The following is a 21530-nucleotide window of genomic DNA, read 5'->3' as shown; positions in this document are numbered from 1 at the left end:
TGGTAGGCCCTGTGGGACTCGAACCCACAACCAACGGATTAAAAGTCCGCTGCTCTGCCAATTGAGCTAAGGGCCCTCGGCGATTCATCCCCGAGCATAGCCCGACGACGCCCGGCATCCCACGGAGTATGGGGTGCCGGGCGTCGTCACGGCCGGATCGCCCGGCCGGCACGAGTCCGGGAACCGGGCGGCGCGCGCCGCCCGGTTCGGGCGCGGCGGTGGTTCCGCGGGCCCGCCCCGACCGGACTTTCGAACCCGTCAGAACAGGCCCTTGTACCCCTGCCAGCCGGTGCCGATCTTCGCCGTGGAGCCGAACGACCCGGCGCCGTTGCCGTAGTTGCGCAGCAGATCACCGGCCGCGTTGCGAGAGACCAGGTCGGACTTGCCGTCCTTGTTCAGGTCCCCGACGCCGACGAAGACGTTGCGGCCCGTGCCCCAGTTGCCGCCGAACACCAGCACCCGCGGCTTCCACGTGCCCGTGCCCGTGCCTTCGTAGCGCCACAGCGAGTTGGCACTGTCCACGCCGAGAAGGTCACCGATGCCGTCGCCGTTGAGGTCACCGGCGCCGAACAGCGCGCGGTAGCCCTTCCAGCCGCTGCCGATCTTGCCGCGGGCCTGCAGCCTGCCCGCGCCGTCGTCCGCGTACAGGTAGACGTCACCCGTGGACGCCTGACGCGCCACCAGGTCCGCCCGCCCGTCACCGGTCATGTCACCGGGCGAGGTCAGCACGTTGAACTGCGCCCACACCGTCCCGAGCGAGGTGTACGGAGCGGTCGGCACCAGCGCCTTGCCGCAGCCGGGGCGGTAGGCCCGCAGCTCACCGCTCGGCATGCGCACCAGCACGTCGTTGCACCGGTCGCCGTTCAGGTCCCCGAACGGCACCGCGATCGCGGAGGTCGACCAGCCGCTGCCGGTGACCGAACCGGACAGGGTGCCCGCGCCCGTCCCGTAGCGGACCGCGAGGGACCCCGTCGAGCTCAGCGAGACGAGGTCGCCGACACCGTCGCCGTTGTGGTCACGGCGCACCGCCGCGGCGCCCGACAGCGTGACCGTGCCGGACCGCACCAGCGCGGCACCCTGGCCGTCCGCCGGGAGGGCCGTCAGCGACCAGGTGTACGAGCCGTTGCCGACCAGGCGGCCGGCCGTGTCCTTGCCGTCCCAGGCGGCGCCGATCAGGCCGCGGGCCTCACCGCCGGTCAGGGTGCGCCGCACGGCGCCGGAGGCGTCCTTGACCGTGAGCTGCCAGGAAGCGGCCGGCTTGGACAGCCACCAGCGCGGCCGCCAGGGCGCGCCGCCGCCGTTCACCGCCTGCGTCGCGGCGACATCCGCGTCGACGGCCGTGAGCGCGGACGGCGTCACCCCGCTGCCGGCGAGGTGGACGGTGCTCTTGGTGTCCGTCCAGGCGACGGTGCCGGTGGCCGGGTCGACCGCCCACGGGTGGTAGGACAGGCGATCGTCGGTGAGCGTGTGCACCGTGCCGCCGTCGCTCAGGTCCTTCAGCTTCAGGGTGTTGCCGACCGGGTAGACGACGAAGCCGTCGCCCAGTCTGGCGCCCGCCCCGTATCCGATGCCGAGCGGGGTGTTCTTGTGGGTTTCGAGGTCGTACACGCCCTCGTCGTTGGTCGACCCCGTGCACGTCCAGTGCAGCCAGCGGCCGATCGCCTCGACGCCGTCGAAGAAGCATCCCGCCAGGTAGACCGACTTCGTCTGGGCTCCCGTCCTGACGTCGTAGCCCACGGCCACGCCCTTGCCCTGGGAAGTCCACAGGGTGGTCCCGGACAGGGAAAGCCCGCGCACCGCCAGTGTCCTGGCCACCTTGCCGGTGTCGAGGTCGATGATCCGCGTGCCGTTCGAGCTGTCCCCCGACGCGTGGACCGCGGCCCAGCGACCCGAGCTGCCGATGAAGCCCGCGTAGCCGGAACCCGTGTCGAGCTTGGTGCCCGGAAGCCGGGCGCCCTCGTTCAGCCGCTGCAGGGGGACGACGGGCTCGCCCCAGATGCGCATGGTCCCGCCGTACGCGATGCGGCCGTCCCCGCTCTCCACGAAGTTCGGGCAGTAGCCCTGGAAGCAGGCTTCGGGCTGGTCGGGCACCCAGCCGCGGTCCTTCCGCTCGCCGTAGCCGGGCGTCCCGCCGGAGATTCCGGTGGTACGCGTGTGGGCCCCGACCCGGCCGGCCGCCGCGTCCGCCTCGACGCTCGTCAGCCGGCCCTGCTGGAACGACAACTGGTGGATCGCGTTCGGTACGGCCTTGACCTCCACCGCGGTCTCACGGGACACGGTGACCCGCCCGGCCTCGTCGGCCCGGAGCGACTGGACGCCCCACTCGGCCATGGTCGCCCCGCCGTGCACCAGCAGGCCGCCGTCGGGTGTGAACGACGCGCTGCCGCTCGACCGGGCCAGCAGCGTGCGTGCGGCGCTCCCGTCCAGTGGCCGGGCCTCCACCCGCCACACCGGCAGGTTCTCGTCGAGCCGTCCCAGCGCCGGGTCGTGCCGGGCGACGACGAGCTCCCCGCCCACCATGCCCAGCAGCCGTGCGTCGCCTTCGGCGAGCGGCACCACACGCTCCGGCACGGCGAGATCACCGCGGGAGTAGACCGACACCTGGCCACCGGACCAGATCAGCAGCCGGTCAGGAGTCATGGCGAATCGTTTCGTCGCCAGCTCCTCCTGGTTCCGGATCGGCACGACACGCCGCTGGGTGACGTCCATCCACACGTTCCCGGCCCCTTGCAGGGCCATCACCAGACCGCCGGCGTCGCCCATCCCCGGGAGAACGGCGTAGGAATGGACGCCCGTGGGCACGCCCTCCACGAGCCGGTCGCGCACCTGGCCCGCCTCCAGGTCCAGCACATGGAAGCGCATGCCCTCGCCGGGCGAGTCGTAGGTGAGCACGTTGCGGCCGAACGCCCCCACATAGCTGTGGCCGGCCGGCAGCGGCACGGTGACGGTCTCGCCCGCGACCATGTCCCGCAACTCGACCCGCTGCGGCGACTCCAGGTACCGGGCGACGACGTCCGAGCCCGTGCCCCGCTGGAAGGTGCGCCCGTCGAACTCCGGGACGCTGTCGACCTGGACGTCGCCGGCGGCGCCGTACGCCCGCCAGACGGTCCCCCGGCCCTGCTCGTGGCGCAGATAGCCGTGGGGCCCGGCGGTGACCAGCGCGCTGCGCACGGGCAGGGCGCTCGTCGTGGCGGGGATCACCACCTCCGCGGTGGGTGCCGCATGGGCGGTGGACACCGCCGGACCGGTGGCCGTCGCGGCCGCCAGGACCACGGCAGCGGCCATGACACGCAAGGGTCTCTTGCCGTACACGTGACTCCGCACTTCTCGATCGGACGGATCGGGCCTGCGGGGTGGTGCTCACCAGGGCGCGGCCCGTGGCACGCCGCGTACGCGTCGAGATGAACGAGAGCCCCCCGGCCCCGCCTCCAGTGCCCCCCACTGCGAGGTGGACGGATCGTAACAGTGGCCGACGACAACACCGCAGGGCCCGCTCCTCCTGGGTAGGAGGTGCGGGCCCTGCTCAGTGGACTATGTGTCAGCCGTTGCGCTTCCAGCGCGGCTTGTCGTCCCGGCGGCCGAAGGAGCCGGAGTTCGAGCCGCGGTGGTCGTCCCGGCGGCCGAACGGGCGGTCGTGCCGGTCGTGGCCGGAGCGGAAGCCACCGGACGGACGGTCGTCCCGGCGGTCACGGTTGAACGGACGGTCGCTGCCACCACGGTGGTCACGGCGCTCGAAGGAGCGGCCGCCCCGGTCGTCACGGCGCTCGTCGCGGCGGAAGCCGCCCGACGGACGGTCGTCACGGCGGAAGCCACCGGACGGACGGTCGTTGTCCCGGCGGAAGCCGCCACGGTCGTCACGGCGGTCACGGTCGAAGGAGCGGCCACCGCGGTCGTCACGGTCGCGGTTGAAGCCGCCCCGGTCGTCACGGCGCTCGTCACGGCGGAAGCCGCCCGACGGACGGTCGTCACGGCGGAAGCCACCGGACGGACGGTCGTTGTCCCGGCGGAAGCCACCACGGTCGTCACGGCGCTCGTCCCGGCGGAAGCCGCCACGGTCGTCACGACGGTCACGGTCGAAGGAGCGGCCACCGCGGTCGTCACGGTCGCGGCGCTCGAAGTTGCCCCGGTCGTCACGGCGGTCACGGCGCTCGTACGAGGACGGGCGCTCGTCACGGGACTCGCGCTCGTCGCGGGACTCGCGCACCGGCTGCGCCGGGACGGACACCGCGGCCTCGACCTCCGCCTCGGCGGCCTCGGTCACCTCGGCGACGGCGGCCTCCGGGTCCTCGCCCCGCTCACGGGCGGCCCGCGCCACCAGGCGGTCGGCCTCCTCGCGCAGTTCGCCGGCCCGGCGCTGCATCCGCTCCAGCTGCTTGGTGAGCTCGGCGACCTCGCGCTCGGCCTGCTTCGCGGCGTTGTTCGCGGAGTCGGCCTGGACCTCGGTCAGCGAACGGGCGCCGGTGATCTCGGCGACCTCCGGGTCGAAGGCACCGGCGCCGCCCACGATGTGGCGCGAGGCGTCCACGCCCGCGTCCTCCATCAGGCGGAAGATCTGGCGGCGCTGGTGCGGCAGCGCGAGGGAGACCACGACACCGGAACGGCCGGCGCGCGCGGTGCGGCCCGAGCGGTGCAGGTAGTCCTTGTGGTCACCGGCCGGGTCGACGTTCAGCACCAGGTCGATGCCGTCGACGTGGATACCGCGGGCGGCGACGTCGGTGGCGACCAGGACGTTGACGTACCCGTCCTTGAAGTCGGCCAGCGTGCGGGTCCGCGCGCCCTGCGTCATGCCGCCGTGCAGCGCGTCCGCCTTCACACCCGCGTCGCGCAGCTGCTCGGCGACGCGGTCGGCGCCCAGCTGGGTGCGGACGAAGATGATGGTGCGGCCCTTGCGGGCGGCGATGGCGGCGGTGACCGGGGCCTTGTCCTTCGGCTTCACGACCAGGACGTGGTGGGTCATGGTGGTGACGGCGCCGGCGGACGGGTCCACCTCGTGCGTGACCGGGTTCACCAGGTAGCGCTTGACCAGGCTGTCGATCTCGTTCTCCAGGGTGGCGGAGAAGAGCAGGCGCTGGCCGCCCTCGGGGATCTGGTCGAGCAGCTCGGTGACCTCGGGCATGAAGCCCAGGTCGGCCATCTGGTCGGCCTCGTCGAGGACCGCGATCTTCACGGCCTCCAGCGAGCAGGCGCCCCGGTTGATGATGTCGCGCAGCCGGCCCGGGGTGGCGACGAGGATGTCGACGCCGCGCTCCAGGGCGTAGATCTGGTTGCCCATGGACGTACCGCCGCAGACGACCTTCATCTTCAGGCCGAGGACGTCGCCGTAGGGCTGCAGGGCGTCCGCGACCTGCATCGCGAGCTCACGGGTCGGGGTGAGGATGACGCCGCGGGGCTTCTTCTTCTCGGTGTGGCCGCCGGCCAGCGTGGCCAGCAGCGGAAGACCGAAGGAGAGGGTCTTGCCGGAGCCGGTACGGCCGCGGCCGAGGATGTCCTTGCCGGCCAGGGCGTCCGGAATGGTCGCGGCCTGGATCGGGAAGGGGGTGGTCACGCCGTTCTGCGCGAGCTTGCGGACGATGCCCTCGGGCAGACCCAGGTCCGCGAAGGTCACGGTCGGCTCGGCGTCGGCGGCGTCCGCCGTCTCCGCGGCGTCCTCGATCGCCTCGTCGACGGCAGCGGCCACGGCCGCCTCGTCGTTCTCGGACACGACGGCGTGGTCAGAACTGAAAATGGACATGCGAAATGCGAAACCTTCCGGAGTCTCGGCACGCGCCCGTCAACTCCGTGTTTCGCAATTCGACCGCCTCTATGCGGTCAGCCACGGCAAGGGAGAGTACGCGCCACACGCGGCGCTCTTCGGTACTGGCGCCGGGCAAATGGGAAATGGGATCAAACGATCTACCACCATACGCACCTACCCCCTGTCGACGCAAACCGGTCTTCGTCACACCGATGCGGGGGACCCCCTCACGCGGGCGCCACCTGCGGCGACGCCTGGGGCTCCGAGCGGGCCCCGGGCCCCTCGGGCGCCCGCATCGCCTCATTGCGGGTGTCGGCGGCCGGGGACGCGGACGGCGGCTCCGACGGGTCGGGGCTCGGCTCGGGCGGCGGCGTCGGGGAGGGCGTCGGCTCCACGGGCGGGGTGGGCGTCGGAGTCGGCTCGGCCGGCGGCGTGGGCTCGCTGTCGCCGCCCGTGGGCGCGGGCGGCGACGGCTCGGCCGGGCCGGCCCCCGGCCCGCCGTCCGGCGACGGCGCCGCGGTCGGCGCGCCCGAGACGGTCGGGCCCGGCGACGACGACGGGCCGCCCTTCGGCCTGCCGGACGTCCCGTCCGCCTCGTGCCCGCCGCCGGCCGTGGCGCCGCCGCCCTGCACCGCCGCGAAACCGTCCCCCTCTGCCGCCGCCGGCCCCGTCGGGCCGGCGGACTTCGCGGGCGTGGGCTTGGCACTCTCGTCGCTCACGCTCATGCAGCCGCTCAGGGAGCCTGCGGAGGCCGCGACCGCCAGTGCGGTGACGGCCCATCGGGCGGGGACGGACAGCTGGCGCACGAGGGGGACCTCCACGGCGGCGGGACGGCGTTTCCCTGCCCAACTCCCCGGACCCCACGAGGGACACGCCCGAAAGGGACTCGCCCGAATGGGGGGTCCGTCAGCCGTGGCCCAGCTCGTACGGCCGCTCGTCGTCGATCCCGGAGTCGGGCGCGTCTCGTACCGTCCGGGGGCCCGGCGACACCGCCGGGCCCCCGTTCCCGCCCGGGCGAGCCCCGGCTGTGTGCCTGGCGGAAGGCCAGGACTCCGTAAGTGCTCCGATTACGTGACCCCTCACAGACAATGGGCCTGTGCTGGAGATGACACGCGACAGGTTCGAAGAACTGGTGAGTGAGGCCCTGGACCAGATCCCGCCGGAGTTGACGCGGGTCATGGACAACGTGGCCGTCTTCGTGGAGGACGAACCGCCCGCCGACGACCCGGAGCTACTGGGGCTGTACGAGGGAACCCCGCTCACGGAACGCGGGGAGTGGTACGCCGGAGTCCTCCCGGACCGCATCACGATCTACATGGGCCCGACCCTGCGCTACTGCGAGACGGCGGAGGACGTGGTCCAGGAAGTGGCCGTGACGGTCGTCCACGAGGTGGCGCACCACTTCGGCATCGCGGACGCGCGGCTCCACGAACTGGGCTGGGGCTGATCCCCCGACGTCCCCCCGACACCGCGTGCGTCGTCTCCGGCACCCGGCCGTCGTCCCGGATGCACCGGACGGACGGGCATAGCCGGGCGCCCGTCCGGGCATACGGTGCCAATGGCCCGAGCCGTCGTCCGTGCCACGTACCACCGCGTACTGAGCCATTACCGAGCGCACCACGCAAGTCCCACGAGCGCGCTGGTCAGCGCGCCGCACCCCTATGCGCGGGCAGGGGGGCTGATCGCCGTCGTGCTGCTCGGCGCGTGGCTCGGCCTGCTGATCGTCGGCAGCGTCCGTACACCCGTTGGGCCCATGGACACGAGCATGACTCTGCGCCCGTCCCTCAGCGGCGGCACGAAGATCAACGTGTCTCCGCTCGGCGCCCTCGAACTGGACTCGCACACCGCCCCCATCCGGCTCGACGTGGATGTCGACCAGCTCGACCCGGTCCGCTCCAAGGCCCTGGTCGAGCACCCGGAGCGGATCTCCGGCCTCCAGGACGAGATCACCCAGGACGTCGTCGACGGCACCCGCGAACTGGCGGTGCGCTCCTGCGTCGCCGTCGTCTCCGGCGCCACCGCCCTCGGCCTCGCCGTCTACCGCCGCCCCCGCCGCGCCCTCGCCGCCGGGGGCCTGGCCCTCGCCCTGCTCGCCGCGTCCGGCGCCTCCGCCTTCGCCACCTGGAACCCCAAGTCCGTCCTCGAGCCCAAGTTCTCCGGCCTGCTCAGCAGCGCGCCCTCGGTCGTCGGCAACGCCCGCTCGATCGTCAGCGAGTTCGACGTGTACCAGAAGGAGCTGGCGCGCCTGGTCACGAACGTGACCAAGCTGTACGACGCGACCTCGACCCTGCCGACCTACCAGCCCGACCCGGGCACCATGCGCGTCCTGCACGTCTCCGACATCCACCTCAATCCGGCCGCGTGGCACATCATCGGCTCCCTCGTCGAGCAGTACCGGATCGATGTGATCATCGACTCCGGCGACACCATGGACCACGGCACGTCCGCCGAGAACGGCTTCCTCGACCCGATCACCGACCTCGGCGCGCCCTACGTGTGGGTGCGCGGCAACCACGACTCGCGGATCACCCAGGAGTACCTGGAGAACCTCAAGAACGTGCACGTACTGGACGAGGGCCGGGCGGTGACGATCAAGGGCCTGCGCGTGGCCGGGACCGGTGACCCGCAGTTCACCCCCGACCGCTCGGTCCTGGCGGCGGGCGACGACGCCGAGCGCGCGGCGGGCGCACGCCTGGCGGCGGCCCTGCGCGGCCAGCAGCGCGCGGGCCGGCCCGTGGACATCGCCGTGGCCCACAACCCGGTCGCCGCCCAGGAGACGGACGGCACGGTCCCCCTGGTCCTGGCGGGCCACGTGCACCGCCGGGTGAACAAACTCCTGCCGCACGGCACCCGGCTCAAGATCGAGGGCTCCACGGGCGGCGGCGGACTGCGCGCGGTCGAGAACGAGAAGCCCGAGAAGATCCACGCCTCGGTCCTCTACCTGGACCGGGAGAAACACCACCTGCAGGCCTGGGACGAGATCACCCTCGGCGGGCTGGGCCTGACGACGGCCGAGGTCAGCCGCCATCTCCCGGAGGACAACCGCCCCGGCGCCCCGGCCTCGCCGGCCCCCGGCACGGGCTCCGCGCCCCCTTCCCTCCGGGGGTCGCCGCCGGGCCGTCCCTGAACCGTTTTGGCGATCGGTCGCCGCATCCCATATGCTTCTCACGTCCCCGACGCGCTGAGAAGCGCCCAGGCGGGCCATCAGCCCTCATCGTCTAGTGGCCCAGGACGCCGCCCTTTCAAGGCGGTAGCACGGGTTCGAATCCCGTTGGGGGCACGCATCACCGTGTGCGAGACTAGTGCTCGCACCACGCTTGGTCCTGTGGAGCAGTTTGGAGTGCTCGCCACCCTGTCAAGGTGGAGGCCGCGGGTTCAAATCCCGTCAGGACCGCTGCGACTCGAAAGAGCCGCATGGCTGGGTAGCTCAGTTGGTACGAGCGTCCGCCTGAAAAGCGGAAGGTCGCCGGTTCGACCCCGGCCCCAGCCACCGCAGCCCTGCCCAGGGCATACACCCCCTCCGGGATCTTCCCGAGGGGGTGTTTTCGTGTGGCGGCCACCCCGATCCGCCCGGGGTGGCCGCGTCACACGGGTTCGCATCGCCTCGCCCGGCACACACGAACGACCCCTGACCGAGTCATCCGGTCAGGGGTCGCCCAGGTGGTCCGGGGCCGGGAGCCGGCCTGCCGGTGGCGGGTCAGGCCTTGATGTCGACGACCTTCATGTTGTACGGGTAGCCGGAGGAGCCGCAGTTGAGCGTCGCCATCTTCTCCATGCCGAGCTTGCGGTAGCCGGGGGTGCCCTTGTAGGGGCCCCGCGCGCCGCCCGGGCCGCCGCACCAGGCCTGGACGTTCCAGGTGCCGTTGCCCGAGCTGCACACACCCACGGCGACGTGGCTGTTCTGGTGCGACACGTAGGCGGAGCAGCCCTTCGGCCCGACGCCGGCGGCCTGCGCCGACGGTGCGACGCCGAACGTCATACCCGCGGCCAGCAGGCCGATCGCCGACGCGGTGGTCCCGAACTTCTTCAGTGTGCTGGTCACGCACTCTCCCCGTTCGAACGGATCTTCCAATAAGTGAAGATATGCGGGCGTGATCAGCTGACGCGTCCTACCGGGAGACGAGCGAAGTCCACCTCAAGGTGGATTGACACCCCGCAACTAGGGGATATTTCAGGCCAGTTGGAGGGGGTGCGGCCCGCGCCGCGCGTGGCACCCCCGGCGCGCCCCGGCCTACCCGTCGCGACGGCGGGCCCGCAGCGTCAGGAACAGCGCCGCCGCCGTCGCCACCGCCGTCAGGAGCACCCAGTCCGGGACCGCGCGGCCGAGGGCGGAGGCCCACTCCTCCACGGCGTAGGAATCGTCGACGCCCAGCACGCCCGGAAGTGCCGTCGTGCCGTCGAAGGCCAGGAACAGCACGCCCAGCGCGATGAAGAAGAGGCCCGACAGCACGGACGTGGTGTGCAGTTCGAAGCGGCCCAGCCGGAAGGCCCGGCCGCGCAGCCAGCGCCGGCGGCCGAGGTCGAAGCGTTCCCACAGCAGTGCCAGCAGGAACAGCGGGACCGCCATGCCGAGCGCGTACACCGCGAGCAGCACCCCTCCGTAGACCGGGCTTCCGCTGAGTGCCGCCACGGTCAGGACGCTGCCGAGGATCGGGCCCGCACAGAAGCCGGCCAGACCGTAGACCAGCCCCAGGGCGTAGACCGAAAGGGCGGTTCCGGGCCGGATGCGGCCGCTCGCCTCGGCCATCCGCCGGGACGCGAAGCCCAGGCCGAGGATCTGCGCCACGCCCAGCGCGACGATCAGCCAGCCGCCGGTGGCGATCAGCAGGTCACGGTGGCCGTAGAAGAGCCGCCCGGCGAAGGATCCGGCCGCGCCCAGCGGCACCAGCGTCGTGGCGAGCCCGGCGTAGAAGACGCCGGTACGGGCGACCAGCCGGGCCGGGCTGTCGATGGAGTACGCGAAGAACGCGGGCAGCAGCAGCGCGCTGCACGGGCTCAGCAGCGCGAGCAGCCCGCCGAGCAGCGCGGCCAGATAGCCGATGCCCGTCACTTCGCGGCCTCCCGCTCGGCCGCCTCGATCGCCTGGGTGAACGTCTCCAGGGGCTGTGCGCCCGCGATCGGCCGGCCGTTGACGAGGAAGGACGGCGTGGAGGCCGCCCCCAGCGCGTAGGCCTGCTCCTGGTCCTTGGCGACGGCCCGCCGGGCCGCCTCACTGCCCAGGTCGCGGGCGAAGCGGTCGAGGTCGGGCACGCCGGCCTCCTCGGCCAGCGCGGTCAGCCGGTCCACGGAGAAGCCCTTCTCCTTCGCCCCCTCGGCGTACGCCGCCTTGTGGAACTGCCAGAAGCGGCCCTGCCGGCCCGCGGCCCAGGACGCCCGCGCGGCGTTCTCGGACTCCTCGCCGAAGATCGGGAAGTTGCGCCATTCGATGCGCAGCGTGCCCGCCCTGACGTACTTCTCGATCAGGGCCGGTTCGGTGTCGCGGGCGAACTTCCCGCAGTAGCCGCACTTGAAGTCGGCGTACTCGATCAGGACGACGGGCGCGTCCGCCCGCCCGACCGCGAGCGGGTCCTTGGCGTCGCGCCGGGCGTACTTCTGCAGCTCGGGGTAGACCCCCGCCTGAGGATCGGCCGGAGCCACGACGGCGGGGGACGACGAGGACGCGCCGGAGTCGGCGGGCTTGGTGGCGGTGTACGAGAGGACACCCATCACGGCGGCGGCAGCGACGACACCGGCACCGATGGCGTAGGGCTTGAACTTGGACATGGCGGAGCTCCTGAGCACGGAAGAAGAAAGCACGGGTCGGTACGTGGGGGCGTACCGGCGGCTATACGCGCAGGATCGACAGGTCCACGGGAGAGGGAGCGGGGAGCGGCGGCGCGCGCTCGGGCCGGACGCTCAGCACCGTCTCGTCCGGACCCCACGCGGCGGCCGCCGTGCGCGCGTCGTACAGGGCGGGCAGCAGCTCGCAGGTGGTGCTGGAACGCGGCGGCGTACCGGGGTGCGGCCCGCCGTCCTCGGACGAGGACCCCTTTCCGCAGCCGGGCACCTTGCCGGGCCCCGGCTCGAAGCCGGCGACCGGGTGCGCGACGGGGGCCCCGGCCACGGTCACGGCCGGGCTGCCGGGCGGGCTTACGGCGGGGCTCCCGGCCGCGGTGGCGTCCGAGGAGCCGCGCGACATGACCGTCCCGGGACCGGCCCCGGGAGCCGCCCCGGGCCCGCCGGCCGCGCAGACCAGCAGGGCCAGCAGCGTGCCCACTGCCACCACGGCGGCACCGAGGCGGTACCACCGGCCGCCGGCACAGGGCATGGGGACACCGCCTTCCGGGTCTCTTTCACGAGCGCTTTTCCAGGTCACCGCCGAGAACTCGGAAGATCGTCGACGTGCCGGAAATGGTACGGGGAAATCGGTTCGCCACTCCGGAGCGCCGGGTGAGATCCTGGATCAGGTATGTCTACTTCCTTCGCCGACCTCCAGACCCTGCTGGCCGAGGTCTCGCTGCGCGACGCGCACCGGCTCGGCCGCCGTCTCGAAGGCGCCCGCCGCATCCGCAAGCCCCAGGCCCAGCAGGCCGTGCTGGACGAGATCGCCGCCGAAGCCGGGCGCGCGGCCGCCCGCACGGCCGAGCGCGCCTCCCGGATGCCCGAGGTCACGTACCCCGAACAGCTGCCGGTCAGCCAGAAGAAGGACGACATCCTCAAGGCGATACGCGACCACCAGGTCGTGATCGTCGCCGGTGAGACCGGATCCGGAAAGACGACCCAGATCCCCAAGATCTGCCTGGAGCTGGGCCGCGGCGTGCGCGGCATGATCGGTCACACGCAGCCCCGCCGGATCGCCGCCCGCACGGTCGCCGAGCGCGTGGCCGACGAGCTGGGGACGCCGCTGGGCGAGGCGGTCGGCTGGAAGGTCCGGTTCACCGACCAGGTGAACCAGGACGCCACCTTCGTCAAGCTCATGACGGACGGCATCCTGCTCGCCGAGATCCAGACGGACCGCGAGCTCCGCGCCTACGACACGATCATCATCGACGAGGCCCACGAGCGGTCCCTCAACATCGACTTCCTGCTCGGCTATCTGGCCCAGCTGCTGCCCCGCCGCCCCGACCTCAAGGTCGTGATCACCTCCGCGACCATCGACCCCGAGCGCTTCTCCCGCCACTTCGGCGACGCGCCCATCGTGGAGGTCAGCGGACGCACCTATCCCGTCGAGGTCCGCTACCGCCCCCTCCTGGAAGAGGACTCCGAGGAGTCCGACCGCGACCAGATCACCGCCATTTGCGACGCCGTCGACGAGCTCCAGGCCGAGGGCCCCGGCGACATCCTGGTCTTCCTCTCCGGCGAGCGCGAGATCCGCGACACGGCGGACGCGCTGCTCAAGAAGAAGCTCCGCCACACCGAGGTCCTCCCGCTCTACGCCCGCCTCTCGCACGCCGAGCAGCACCGTGTCTTCCAGCCCCACCCCGGCCGCCGCATCGTCCTCGCGACGAACGTCGCCGAGACGTCCCTGACCGTGCCGGGCATCAAGTACGTGATCGATCCGGGCACCGCCCGCATCTCCCGCTACAGCCACCGCACCAAGGTCCAGCGCCTGCCGATCGAGCGGATCAGCCAGGCCAGCGCCAACCAGCGCAAGGGCCGCTGCGGCCGTACGTCCGACGGCATCTGCATCCGGCTGTACGACGAGGACGACTTCCTGTCCCGGCCCGAGTTCACGGACGCCGAGATCCTCCGCACGAACCTGGCCTCGGTCATCCTGCAGATGACGGCCGCCGGCCTCGGCGACATCGAGAAGTTCCCCTTCATCGACCCGCCGGACCACCGCAACATCCGCGACGGCGTGCAGCTCCTCCAGGAGCTCGGCGCGATCGACCCGGCCCAGAAGGACCCGAAGAAGCGCCTCACGCAGCAGGGCCGCAAGCTGGCGCAGCTGCCGGTGGACCCGCGCCTGGCCCGGATGGTGCTGGAGGCCGACAAGAACGGCTGCGTACGCGAGGTCATGGTGATCGCGGCCGCGCTGTCCATCCAGGACCCCCGCGAGCGCCCCGCCGACAAGCAGGCGCAGGCCGACCAGCAGCACGCCCGCTTCAAGGACGAGACGTCCGACTTCCTCGCCTATCTGAACCTCTGGCGGTACATCCGCGAGCAGCAGAAGGAGCGGGGCTCCTCCAGCTTCCGCCGGATGTGCAAGCAGGAGTACCTCAACTTCCTGCGCATTCGTGAATGGCAGGACATCTATGCGCAGCTGCGCACCGTGGCGAAGCAGATGGGCATGCACCTCGAGGACTCCTCGGCGGAGCTGAGCGCGCCCGAGGAGCGCGTGCACGTCTCGCTGCTGGCGGGTCTGCTGTCCCACGTCGGGATGAAGGACGTGAAGGACGGCGCGAAGAACGAGTACCTGGGTGCCCGCAGCGCCAAGTTCGCCGTCTTCCCCGGCTCGGCGTTGTTCAAGAAGCCGCCGCGCTTCATCATGTCCGCCGAGCTGGTCGAGACGTCCCGCCTGTGGGCGCGGGTCAACGCGAAGATCGAGCCCGAGTGGATCGAGCCGCTGGCCCAGCACCTCCTGAAGTGCACCTACTCCGAGCCGCACTGGGAGAAGGACCAGGCCGCCGTGATGGCGTACGAGAAGGTCACGCTGTACGGCGTACCGATCGTCGCCCAGCGCAAGGTGAACTACGGCCGCATCGACCCCGAGGTCTCGCGCGAGCTGTTCATCCGCCACGCGCTCGTCGAGGGCGACTGGCGCACGCACCACAAGTTCTTCGCGGACAACCGCAAGCTGCTGACCGAGGTCGAGGAGCTGGAGCACCGGGCCCGCCGCCGCGACATCCTGGTGGACGACGAGACCCTGTTCGACTTCTACGACCAGCGGGTGCCCGAGCACGTCGTGTCGGGCGCGCACTTCGACTCGTGGTGGAAGCACAAGCGCCGGGACGAGCCGGAACTGCTCGACTTCGAGCGCGAGATGCTCATCAACGAGAAGGCCGGGGCGGTCACCAAGGACGACTACCCGGACTCCTGGCGCCAGGGCCGGCTGAAGTTCCGCGTCACGTACCAGTTCGAGCCCGGCGCGGACGCGGACGGCGTGACCGTCCACATCCCGCTCCAGGTGCTGAACCAGGTCACGGACGAGGGCTTCGACTGGCAGATCCCGGGCCTGCGCGAAGAGGTCGTGACCGAGCTGATCCGCTCCCTCCCGAAACCGATCCGCCGCAATTACGTGCCCGCGCCGAACTTCGCCGCCCGCTTCCTCGACACCGTCGCGGTCCCGGCGCAGGAGCCGCTGACGACGGCACTCGCGCGCGAGCTGCAGCGGATGGTGGGGGTGCCGGTGACGGCCGAGGACTTCGACTGGGCGAAGGTCCCCGACCACCTCAAGATCACCTTCAGGATCGTCGACGAGCGGCGCCGCAAGCTGGCCGAGGACAAGGACCTGGAGACACTGAAGCTCAGGCTGCGGCCGAAGGCCCGCCAGGCCCTCTCCAAGGCCGCCGCGGCCGCCACGGCGGGCCCGGACGGATCCGGTTCGTCCCTGGAGCGCACAGGGCTCAGGGAGTGGACGATCGGCACCCTCACGCGGGTCTTCGAGACCCGCCCCCGAGCTCTCGGCTCCGCTCGAGCAGGGGGGACCCCCATGCCGGCCCTGCCGGTCAAGGCGTACCCCGCGCTGGTGGACGAGGGTGAGACCGTCGCCGTGCGGCTCTTCGACACGGAGGCCGAGCAGGCCCTGGCCATGTGGCGGGGCACCCGGAAGCTGATCATGCTGAACATTCCGGTGAACCCGGCGAAGTTCGCCTCCGACAAACTGACGAACCAGCAGAAGCTCGCCCTGTCGCGCAACCCGCACGGGTCGATACAGGCGCTCTTCGACGACTGCGCGACCGCGGCGGCCGACAAGCTGATCGCCGACCACGGCGGGCCCGCGTGGGACGAGGAGTCGTTCCGCAAGCTGTACGACAAGGTCCGTGCCGACCTCGTGGACGTGACCGTCCGCACCATCGGGCAGGTGCAGCAGATCCTGGCCGCCTGGCAGGCCTGCGAGCGCCGTCTGAAGGCCACGAACAGCCTGGCCCTGATGAACAACGTCCAGGACGTCCGTGAGCAGCTGGCGGCCCTGATGCCGGCCGGCTTCGTCACCGCCACCGGCCTGCGCCGGCTGCCCGACCTGATGCGCTACCTGGTGGCGGTGGACCGCCGGCTCCAGCAGATGCCGACGGCCGTCCAGCGCGACACCACGCGCATGGAGAAGGTCCACGAGATGCAGGACGAGTACGCGTGGCTGCTGGAGCAGATGCCCCCGGGCCGCCCGGTCCCGCAGGAGGTCCTGGACATCCGCTGGATGATCGAGGAGCTGCGGGTCAGCTACTTCGCCCACGCCCTGGGCACGGCCCATCCGGTGTCGGACAAGCGGATCGTGAAGGCGATCGACGCGGCGGTACCCCGGTGATGGCCCTGTCGCCATGAGTGAGTTCGACCGGACCCTCTGACCTGCTGTACAGTCTGTCTCGCAGCCAAGCGCAAGCGAACACAACGGCTGCGAAACCTGGTCCTGTGGAGCAGTTTGGAGTGCTCGCCACCCTGTCAAGGTGGAGGCCGCGGGTTCAAATCCCGTCAGGACCGCATTGATGATGTATCAGAAGGCCCGGATCCCTTGGGGATCCGGGCCTTCTGCTGTGCATCTTGACGGCGTCATCTGCCACCGGTACCCAGTCATCAGGGAATCGGGCCCCCTTCTGCGGAGGTGACGCACATGGCGGCGGCGTCCACGGCCAGACACGAGACCCGCGCGCTGCTGCGCGCCCACCTGGCGGCTGCTTCCGGTTATCGCCACATCACCCGGCAGTGCCCGGTCTGCCACCGTCTCCAGCGGCTCGCCATGGAGGTTCCGGACGACTACGGAAGCGACACGGACCCTTCGTGCGAGCCCCCTCCGGACGTTGAATCGGTGTGACGCGAGTCACCATGGAAGTTTTAGAAACCGCTTAACTTACACCCTCCCTACAACGGCCCCATTTAATATGTGCAATTGCACGCGCTCCAGGAGCTTCCGGAGAGTTCCGGTGAGGGCCAGCCGCGAGGACACAAAAAGATCGCGCTGGACCCGGCGGAGTCCAGCGCGATCGATGACGAAGACCCGTTGGGGCGGGCTGCCGTCGGTGGAGCTGAGAGCGGGCTGACCAGGTTGGGGGACCCGGCATCGCCCGTTAACGGGGTGTTCAGGCCTCGCTGCGCTGCTGCGGAATACCCGCCAGCAGTGCACGGACCTCTGCCTCGCGGTACCGGCGGTGTCCACCCAGCGTGCGGATGGACGTGAGCTTGCCCGCCTTCGCCCAGCGGGTCACCGTCTTCGGGTCCACGCGGAACATCGTGGCAACCTCAGCGGGGGTCAGCAGCGGCTCGGCATCAGGGGTGCGAGCGGTCATGAGCGGCCTCCTCGGGAGAACCGAACCTTCTCGGTTCTTTCCTCTAAATTCTGCACCTTGACCCGCGTTGCCCGAAATGGCGGACGCGAGCCGAGTCGGTTATAGGACGAACGGCTTGTCCTCGGCACTACAACTACACCATCTGTCCAGCCACGTTCGGCCAAACCGACGGAATTGCCCTCTCAGGTGTCCATCAGCGGCGGAAGCCGATGGACCATGCCATAACGGACAGTCACGTCACAGTGACGATCAGTCACAGAGCGATCAGGAGCCACCAGACCCCCCATAGGATGCAATGCTGAGCATTCCGCCCTTAGTTGGACGGAAGGAACCCTCCCCGGACTCCTTGTCCTATTTTGGCATGAGGTCGGGCGATGGGCGCAAGAGCCGTGTTAGTGCTATCCGTCACGCTTGAGACAAAGGCCCGGATCGGGACCTCCGTCCCCGTGGCCCCGGTCACCCCGGTGGCCCCAGGGAAACCGGGACCCCCGGAACCCCGGAACACCGGGACCCCGAGAGAGAAGATCACCGGACAGGATCACGTCAATTGGCGAACTGACGGTTCCGGACCTCGCGCCAGCGCGCCGTCAACCGCTGGTACGCCTCACCCGCGCCCTGGCCGTCGCCGGCCCGCAGCGCTGCGATCCCCTCCGCCACGTCCGCCGCCGACCGGTCGCCGGCCAGCTGCTCACCGGACAGGGCGTGCACCAGGCCGCCGTAGTCCAGCTCGACCAGCGAGCGCGGGTGGAATTCCTCCAGCCACCGCCCCACATCTACCAGGCCCTCGGTGAGCGGACCTTCGTCGATCGTCTCGCGCAGCGTCTTCAGGGCCCTGGCCACCCGCCGCCTCGCCTGCACCATCGGCGTCCGGTAGCGCAGCACGGGCGCCTCGCCGGGCGACGCCGCCGGCAGGTACTCCCGCTCCTCGTCCGAGAAGGGCACGAACCACCGCACCGGCACCTGCCACACCGACGTCCGGATCCACGGCCGGGCGTCCGGGTTGCCCTTGCGCCAGCCCTCGAAGTCCGCCGCCGCCTGCCCCCGCACCACCGGCGGCAGCACCGCGTCCAGCAGCGGCGCCGGCAGCAGCGCCGGCAGCTCCTCCAGCGCCAGCCAGCCGCGCAGCCGGGTCCGCCAGGGACAGACGCACACCACGCCGTCGACCTCCAGCACGAAGGCGTCCGCACTCTCGTGCACGGGCACGGGGACCGGCGGCGTGGGCAGCAGATCGGCGAGCGAGCGCCGCAGTTCGTCCTGGGCCGTGGGCGTCGCCCCGCGGCGCGCGTAGCGGGTCCAGTGGCCGCGCTCCGGCTCCGGGAAGGCCGCCAGCGGCTCGTACACCCGCAGATACGACGCGTACGGGACGAGGACCGAGGAGACGGCTGGCATGCCGCAAATCCTTCCACGCCAGTACTCCGCGAGGGGGTGATCCTCGGCACTGCGTCGGATCTACGCGCAGGTAGGACTTACTCTCTTGCCGAACAGGCCCTCCCCCACCCAGAAGGGGGGCCTCTATCGCCGCTTCGTACTTGGGAGTCACCACCGTGACCGATGTGACCGACGGCGTCCTGCACACCCTGTTCCACTCGGAGCAGGGGGGCCACGAGCAAGTCGTGCTGTGCCAGGACCGTGCCACCGGCCTGAAGGCCGTCATCGCCATCCACTCGACCGCCCTAGGCCCCGCCCTCGGCGGCACCCGCTTCTATCCCTACGCCTCCGAGGAGGCTGCCGTCGCGGACGCGCTGAACCTGTCGCGGGGGATGTCGTACAAGAACGCGCTGGCCGGCCTGGAGCACGGCGGTGGCAAGGCCGTGATCATCGGCGACCCGGAGAAGATCAAGACGGAGGAGCTGCTGCTGGCCTACGGCCGGTTCGTGGCCTCCCTCGGCGGCCGGTACGTCACGGCCTGCGACGTCGGCACCTACGTCGCGGACATGGACGTCGTCGCCCGCGAGTGCCGCTGGACCACCGGCCGCTCCCCCGAGAACGGCGGGGCCGGCGACTCCTCGGTCCTCACCGCCTACGGTGTCTTCCAGGGCATGCGCGCCTCCGCGCAGCACATCTGGGGCGACCCCACCCTGCGCGGCCGCAAGGTCGGCGTGGCCGGTGTCGGCAAGGTCGGCCACTACCTCGTCGAGCACCTCCTGTCGGACGGTGCCGAGGTCGTCATCACGGACGTCCGGGAGGAGTCGATCCGCCGGATCACCGACAAGTTCCCGCAGGTCGCCGTGGTCGCCGACACCGACGCCCTGATCCGCACCGAGGGCCTGGACGTCTACGCCCCCTGTGCGCTCGGCGGTGCGCTGAACGACGACACCGTGCCCGTGCTGACGGCGAAGGTGGTGTGCGGCGCGGCCAACAACCAGCTCGCGCACCCGGGTGTGGAGAAGGACCTCGCGGACCGCGGGATCCTCTACGCACCGGACTACGTGGTCAACGCCGGCGGCGTCATCCAGGTCGCCGACGAGCTGCACGGCTTCGACTTCGACCGGTGCAAGGCGAAGGCCACCAAGATCTTCGACACCACTCTGGCAATATTCGCACGTGCGAAGTCCGATGGGATTCCGCCGGCCGCCGCGGCCGACCGGATCGCGGAGCAGCGGATGGCGGAGGCGCGTCGCGGGTAGGCGTCCTTGACAGGGCCGACCCCCGGGCGTCGTCCAAGCGTTCGCTCGACGGGGTACCCCCATGCCGTAGGCTCTGGGGGAGAGAGAAGACTCACGCCGGTCGGCGGGTCGGCCCTCAAGAAGAGGTTAAAATCGCAGCTGACCAGCGGGGATGGGGCTTCTCGCCGGTTGTGCTCCGAGGCGCGTCATGCGGGCGGCGTACCGTATGGCCGCGGAAGCAGGTACCGTTGAAGCCCTACGGGCCGGTCTCTCCACGGAGAGTCCGTTCCGAATCATGAACGCGTGTCAAGACTCTGGGGCCGTCGAGCCCCGTCACCGAGGGGGTCGAGCCATGGGGCGCGGCCGGGCCAAGGCCAAGCAGACGAAGGTCGCCCGCCAGCTGAAGTACAACAGCGGTGGGACGGACCTCTCACGTCTGGCCAGCGAGCTGGGCGCATCGACTTCGAGCCAGCCTCCGAACGGAGAGCCGTTCGAGGACGACGACGAGGAAGACGACCCGTACGCCCGCTACGCGGAGCTGTACAACAATGACGACGAGGACGAGGACGAAGAGTCCGGTCCGTCGTCACAGCGTCGCGGCGCTTGACGCCTGCATACTTCCAACCCGGTCCGGGGCGCGCCCCGGACCGGGTTCTTGTGCTGCTCAGCTCGCGTAGTCGCCCACGAGGGTGGCACCGGTGGAGTGCTCGCCACGCTCGGTGATCTCACCGGCGACCCAGGCGTCGACGCCCCGGTCGGCCAGGGTGGTGAGTGCCACGTCGACCGACTCGGCAGGCACCACGGCCATCATGCCGACGCCCATGTTCAGCGTCTTCTCCAGCTCGAGCCGCTCGACCCGGCCGGTCCTGCCGACCAGGTCGAACACCGCACCGGGCGCCCAGGTCGAACGGTCGATCGTGGCGTGCAGCCGGTCGGGGATGACCCGGGCCAGGTTGGCTGCCAGGCCGCCGCCGGTGATGTGACTGAACGCGTGCACCTCGGTCGTCCGGGTGAGCGCCAGGCAGTCCAGCGAGTAGATCTTGGTGGGCTCCAGCAGCTCCTCGCCCAGGGTGCGGCCCAGCTCCTCGACCCGCTGCTCCAGGGCCATGCCCGCGCGGTCGAAGAGCACGTGCCGGACCAGCGAGTACCCGTTGGAGTGAAGGCCGGAGGACGCCATGGCCACCACCGAGTCACCCGTACGGATGCGATCGGCGCCCAGCAGCCGGTCGGCCTCGACCACACCGGTGCCGGCACCGGCGACGTCGAAGTCGTCCGGGCCCAGCAGACCCGGGTGCTCGGCGGTCTCGCCGCCGACGAGGGCGCAGCCGGCGAGGACACAGCCCTCGGCGATGCCCTTGACGATGGCGGCGACCCGCTCGGGGTGCACCTTGCCGACGCAGATGTAGTCGGTCATGAACAGCGGCTCGGCGCCGCAGACGACGATGTCGTCCATGACCATGGCGACCAGGTCGTGACCGATGGTGTCGTAGACGCCCATCCGGCGGGCGATGTCGACCTTGGTGCCCACACCGTCGGTGGCGGAGGCGAGGAGCGGACGCTCGTAGCGCTTGAAGGCGGAGGCGTCGAAGAGACCGGCGAATCCGCCGAGGCCGCCGAGGCCGGCGACCTCGGGGCGCTGCGTCTTCTTCACCCACTCCTTCATCAGCTCGACGGCGCGGTCGCCCGCTTCGATGTCGACGCCCGCGGCTGCGTAGCTGGCGCCGCCTTCGGCACTGGTGGCCTGAGACATGGCTTCAGAACTTTCGTGTC

16 protein-coding genes and 5 tRNA genes are annotated in these 21530 nt (G+C 71.0%); 10 read left to right on the top strand and 11 right to left on the bottom strand.

The features are described from left to right. The 4 genes from ACY34K_RS10140 to ACY34K_RS10125 all read right to left on the bottom strand — a co-directional run bounded on the left by ACY34K_RS10140 (position 1) and on the right by ACY34K_RS10125 (position 6540). Positions 1-76, bottom strand: a tRNA-Lys gene (locus tag ACY34K_RS10140). 182 nt (positions 77-258) lie between these two features. Further along, the gene (locus ACY34K_RS10135; protein ID WP_462745802.1) at positions 259-3285 is read right to left on the bottom strand and encodes an FG-GAP-like repeat-containing protein; all 3027 of its coding nucleotides are present in this window, start codon (positions 3283-3285) and stop codon (positions 259-261) included. Positions 3286-3538: 253 nt separating this feature from the next. Further along, on the bottom strand, positions 3539-5731 hold the full coding sequence (locus ACY34K_RS10130) for a DEAD/DEAH box helicase (protein ID WP_462745801.1): 2193 nt from the start codon (positions 5729-5731) through the stop codon (positions 3539-3541). Positions 5732-5961: 230 nt separating this feature from the next. Continuing rightward, positions 5962-6540 carry a hypothetical protein gene (locus ACY34K_RS10125; RefSeq protein ID WP_462745800.1) on the bottom strand — a complete coding sequence of 193 codons (579 nt, stop codon included), beginning with the start codon at positions 6538-6540 and terminating at the stop codon, positions 5962-5964. A 290-nt stretch (positions 6541-6830) separates the two neighbouring features. On the opposite strand from ACY34K_RS10125, the gene ACY34K_RS10120 reads away from it, so the two are divergent. From ACY34K_RS10120 to ACY34K_RS10100, 5 genes are all read left to right on the top strand, one after another. Then, entirely contained in the window at positions 6831-7181 is a 351-nt protein-coding gene (locus ACY34K_RS10120) for a metallopeptidase family protein (protein ID WP_462745799.1), read from the top strand. 111 nt (positions 7182-7292) lie between these two features. Beyond that, positions 7293-8861 carry a metallophosphoesterase family protein gene (locus ACY34K_RS10115; protein WP_462745798.1) on the top strand — a complete coding sequence of 523 codons (1569 nt, stop codon included), beginning with the start codon at positions 7293-7295 and terminating at the stop codon, positions 8859-8861. 80 nt (positions 8862-8941) lie between these two features. Then, a tRNA-Glu gene (locus ACY34K_RS10110) sits at positions 8942-9014 on the top strand. 39 nt (positions 9015-9053) lie between these two features. After that, positions 9054-9128 (top strand) — tRNA-Asp (locus tag ACY34K_RS10105). A 22-nt stretch (positions 9129-9150) separates the two neighbouring features. After that, positions 9151-9224, top strand: a tRNA-Phe gene (locus ACY34K_RS10100). Between the two features lie 207 nt (positions 9225-9431). Here the strand turns inward: ACY34K_RS10100 and ACY34K_RS10095 are convergent. The 4 genes from ACY34K_RS10095 to ACY34K_RS10080 form a co-directional block, all read right to left on the bottom strand. Then, entirely contained in the window at positions 9432-9776 is a 345-nt protein-coding gene (locus tag ACY34K_RS10095; RefSeq protein ID WP_462745797.1) for a hypothetical protein, read from the bottom strand. A gap of 189 nt (positions 9777-9965) precedes the next feature. Further along, a complete protein-coding gene (locus tag ACY34K_RS10090; RefSeq protein WP_462745796.1) occupies positions 9966-10784 on the bottom strand; it encodes a cytochrome c biogenesis CcdA family protein in 819 nt (272 codons plus the stop codon). Then, a complete protein-coding gene (locus ACY34K_RS10085) occupies positions 10781-11497 on the bottom strand; it encodes a DsbA family protein (RefSeq protein ID WP_462745795.1) in 717 nt (238 codons plus the stop codon). The genes ACY34K_RS10090 and ACY34K_RS10085 overlap by 4 nt, the downstream gene beginning before the upstream one ends. Before the next feature lie 61 nt (positions 11498-11558). Beyond that, the gene (locus ACY34K_RS10080) at positions 11559-12041 is read right to left on the bottom strand and encodes a hypothetical protein (RefSeq protein ID WP_462745794.1); all 483 of its coding nucleotides are present in this window, start codon (positions 12039-12041) and stop codon (positions 11559-11561) included. A 141-nt stretch (positions 12042-12182) separates the two neighbouring features. Between ACY34K_RS10080 and hrpA the strand changes: the two genes are divergently transcribed. From hrpA to ACY34K_RS10065, 3 genes are all read left to right on the top strand, one after another. After that, positions 12183-16178: an ATP-dependent RNA helicase HrpA gene (gene hrpA, locus ACY34K_RS10075; RefSeq protein ID WP_462745793.1), complete on the top strand. Its 3996-nt coding sequence runs from the start codon at positions 12183-12185 to the stop codon at positions 16176-16178. Between the two features lie 98 nt (positions 16179-16276). Then, positions 16277-16351: transfer RNA gene (locus ACY34K_RS10070), tRNA-Asp, on the top strand. A 130-nt stretch (positions 16352-16481) separates the two neighbouring features. Further along, positions 16482-16682, top strand: coding sequence for a DUF6274 family protein (locus ACY34K_RS10065; RefSeq protein ID WP_462745792.1), 201 nt, complete (start codon positions 16482-16484; stop codon positions 16680-16682). 265 nt (positions 16683-16947) lie between these two features. Here the strand turns inward: ACY34K_RS10065 and bldC are convergent, their stop codons facing one another. Together bldC and ACY34K_RS10055 are read right to left on the bottom strand one after the other, a co-directional pair. Continuing rightward, positions 16948-17154, bottom strand: coding sequence for a developmental transcriptional regulator BldC (gene bldC / locus ACY34K_RS10060; protein WP_003949541.1), 207 nt, complete (start codon positions 17152-17154; stop codon positions 16948-16950). Between the two features lie 543 nt (positions 17155-17697). Then, the gene (locus tag ACY34K_RS10055; protein WP_462745791.1) at positions 17698-18543 is read right to left on the bottom strand and encodes a hypothetical protein; all 846 of its coding nucleotides are present in this window, start codon (positions 18541-18543) and stop codon (positions 17698-17700) included. A 155-nt stretch (positions 18544-18698) separates the two neighbouring features. Between ACY34K_RS10055 and ACY34K_RS10050 the strand changes: the two genes are divergently transcribed. Beyond that, positions 18699-19781: a Leu/Phe/Val dehydrogenase gene (locus ACY34K_RS10050; protein WP_462745790.1), complete on the top strand. Its 1083-nt coding sequence runs from the start codon at positions 18699-18701 to the stop codon at positions 19779-19781. A gap of 331 nt (positions 19782-20112) precedes the next feature. After that, positions 20113-20367 carry a DUF3073 domain-containing protein gene (locus ACY34K_RS10045; RefSeq protein WP_462745789.1) on the top strand — a complete coding sequence of 85 codons (255 nt, stop codon included), beginning with the start codon at positions 20113-20115 and terminating at the stop codon, positions 20365-20367. 57 nt (positions 20368-20424) lie between these two features. Here ACY34K_RS10045 and purM read toward each other — a convergent pair whose 3' ends face one another. Beyond that, the gene (purM, locus tag ACY34K_RS10040) at positions 20425-21510 is read right to left on the bottom strand and encodes a phosphoribosylformylglycinamidine cyclo-ligase (RefSeq protein WP_462745788.1); all 1086 of its coding nucleotides are present in this window, start codon (positions 21508-21510) and stop codon (positions 20425-20427) included. Positions 21511-21530 lie beyond the last annotated feature (20 nt).

This window comes from Streptomyces sp. STAM6, assembly GCF_054963715.1.
This window is presented reverse-complemented; position numbering and strand designations above follow the sequence as displayed.

Excerpts from the sequence above, each read along its gene's own strand:
- ACY34K_RS10135 (WP_462745802.1), bottom strand. The coding sequence starts at position 3,285 with ATGGCCGCTGCCGTGGTCCTGGCGGCCGCGACGGCCACCGGTCCGGCG.
- ACY34K_RS10130 (WP_462745801.1), bottom strand. The coding sequence starts at position 5,731 with ATGTCCATTTTCAGTTCTGACCACGCCGTCGTGTCCGAGAACGACGAG.
- ACY34K_RS10115 (WP_462745798.1), top strand. The coding sequence starts at position 7,293 with ATGGCCCGAGCCGTCGTCCGTGCCACGTACCACCGCGTACTGAGCCAT.
- ACY34K_RS10085 (WP_462745795.1), bottom strand. The coding sequence starts at position 11,497 with ATGTCCAAGTTCAAGCCCTACGCCATCGGTGCCGGTGTCGTCGCTGCC.
- ACY34K_RS10080 (WP_462745794.1), bottom strand. The coding sequence starts at position 12,041 with ATGCCCTGTGCCGGCGGCCGGTGGTACCGCCTCGGTGCCGCCGTGGTG.
- hrpA (WP_462745793.1), top strand. The coding sequence starts at position 12,183 with ATGTCTACTTCCTTCGCCGACCTCCAGACCCTGCTGGCCGAGGTCTCG.
- ACY34K_RS10065 (WP_462745792.1), top strand. The coding sequence starts at position 16,482 with ATGGCGGCGGCGTCCACGGCCAGACACGAGACCCGCGCGCTGCTGCGC.
- bldC (WP_003949541.1), bottom strand. The coding sequence starts at position 17,154 with ATGACCGCTCGCACCCCTGATGCCGAGCCGCTGCTGACCCCCGCTGAG.
- ACY34K_RS10055 (WP_462745791.1), bottom strand. The coding sequence starts at position 18,543 with ATGCCAGCCGTCTCCTCGGTCCTCGTCCCGTACGCGTCGTATCTGCGG.
- ACY34K_RS10045 (WP_462745789.1), top strand. The coding sequence starts at position 20,113 with ATGGGGCGCGGCCGGGCCAAGGCCAAGCAGACGAAGGTCGCCCGCCAG.
- purM (WP_462745788.1), bottom strand. The coding sequence starts at position 21,510 with ATGTCTCAGGCCACCAGTGCCGAAGGCGGCGCCAGCTACGCAGCCGCG.